Origin of the sequence: Mesorhizobium sp. M4B.F.Ca.ET.214.01.1.1 (genome assembly GCF_004791545.1) — a bacterium.
In the GTDB taxonomy this organism is placed as follows: domain Bacteria; phylum Pseudomonadota; class Alphaproteobacteria; order Rhizobiales; family Rhizobiaceae; genus Mesorhizobium; species Mesorhizobium abyssinicae.
Genome location: NZ_SRUX01000288.1, coordinates 1 through 284 on the forward strand (window position 1 = coordinate 1; position 284 = coordinate 284).

The 284-nt window shown below is 57.0% G+C and carries 1 protein-coding gene; it reads left to right on the forward strand.

All coding sequences use genetic code 11. The features are described from left to right. Nucleotides 1-93: 93 nt before the first annotated feature. On the forward strand, nucleotides 94-284 hold a 191-nt coding region (locus EN857_RS34275), incomplete at its 3' end, for a GYD domain-containing protein (protein WP_135897746.1).

Below are 284 nucleotides of genomic sequence, written 5' to 3' on the forward strand. Positions count from 1 at the left end.
GGTCCACAGACCAGGTCAAATGTCAGAGACAGGAAAGTCCGTGCTGCCCCACAGATCGGGCAGCGCGAGACATGGGTATTTGGAGGAGAAGCCATGAAGGTTACCATATTGGCAAACTACGAACCCCATGCCGCCAAAGGGCTGATGCAGGGATCGAACCGCGAGGTTGCAATCCAGGCGCTTTTTGAGAGCGTCGGCGGCAGGTTGACCAGCGTGACATTTACACGCGGCCTCTATGACGTGGTCGTCAATGGCGAAGTGCCGAATCAGGTTGCAGGGATGGG